The organism is Pseudonocardia sp. SID8383 (assembly GCF_009864975.1).
Taxonomy (GTDB): Bacteria; Actinomycetota; Actinomycetes; order Mycobacteriales; family Pseudonocardiaceae; genus Pseudonocardia; species Pseudonocardia alni.
The window spans coordinates 1-1,239 of the sequence record NZ_WWFY01001004.1; the positions used below are offsets into that span (position 1 = coordinate 1).

Below are 1,239 nucleotides of genomic sequence, written 5' to 3' on the forward strand. Positions count from 1 at the left end.
GGACCCGGCTCCCCCGGCCGCGCCGAAACCCGCGCCGCCCCGCGAGCGCGCCTCGCGCCTGCTCGGCGTCGACGCCACCCGCGGGGTCGCGCTGCTCGGCATCATCGCCGTGCACGCCCTCGTCGAGGCCACCGACGACGGCACCCCCACGCCCAGCTACCTCGTGTTCGGCGGCCGCTCCGCGGCGCTGTTCGCCGTCCTCGCCGGGGTCTCGTTCGCGTTCATGACCGGGCGCGCCCGGGTCCGCACCCCCGACCTGCGCGCCACGGCGGCGATGCTCGCCACCCGCGCCGGCGTCCTGATGGTGCTGGCACTGGCCCTGAGCTGGACCGACCCGTCGATCGCGGCGCTCATCCTCCCCTACTACGCGATCGCGTTCCTGCTCGCGATACCGCTGGTCGCGCTGCCGACCCGGGTCCTCGCGCCGCTCGCGGTGCTGCTGGGTCTCGGGATACCGGTCGGATCGCACCTGGTGCGCCCGTTCCTGCCGGTGCCCGACCTCGGCAACCCCTCGGTGCTCGACATCGTCACCGACCCCGGCGCGCTGCTGTCGGAGCTGACCCTGACCGGCGCCTACCCGGCGGTGGTCTGGCTCGCCTACATGGCGGTCGGGATCGTGGTCGGACGGCTGCGGCTCTCGGACCGGCGCACGGCGGCGGCGCTGCTGGCCGGCGGCGTCGTCGCGGCGGCGGCGGCCACCGGGCTGTCGATGTGGCTGCTCGGCCCGGGCGGCGGGTACGCCGCGATCGCCGCGGTGGGCCCGCCGGAGATCCTCGACAGCGCGCCGACGATCGCCGATGCCGTCACCGGCTACCCCGACGGCGTCACCCCCACCTCGACGTGGTGGTGGCTGGCGACCGTCGCGCCGCACTCGGGCACGCCGCTCGACGTCGTCCAGACCACCGGGTCCGCACTCGCCGTGCTCGGCGCGGTCCTGCTCCTGGCCTCGGTCACCGTCCGCGGCGCCGGTCCGCTGCTGGGTCACCTGCTGCGCCCGCTCGCCGCAGCCGGGTCGATGACGCTGACCCTCTACGTCGGCTCGATCCTGTTCATGAACTCCCCGCTCGACGACCTGGGCCCCTGGGAGGGCTACCTCTGGCAGATCGCCGTCGCGGTCGGGATCGGGCTCGCCTGGCGGCGCGCGGTCGGGCGCGGTCCCCTCGAGACCGTCGTGTCGGCGCCCGCGCACGCCGTCCGGGACCGGCTCCGCGGCCGGGCCCGCGATCGGGTGGCGTAGCC

General features: G+C 76.4%; 1 protein-coding gene. It reads left to right on the top strand.

Going from position 1 to position 1,239, the window contains the following annotated elements; translation table 11 throughout:
- Window positions 1–1,237 (top strand): heparan-alpha-glucosaminide N-acetyltransferase domain-containing protein (locus GTW08_RS24210; RefSeq protein ID WP_161152580.1); only part of this gene is annotated, 1,237 nt, incomplete at its 5' end.
- Window positions 1,238–1,239 lie beyond the last annotated feature (2 nt).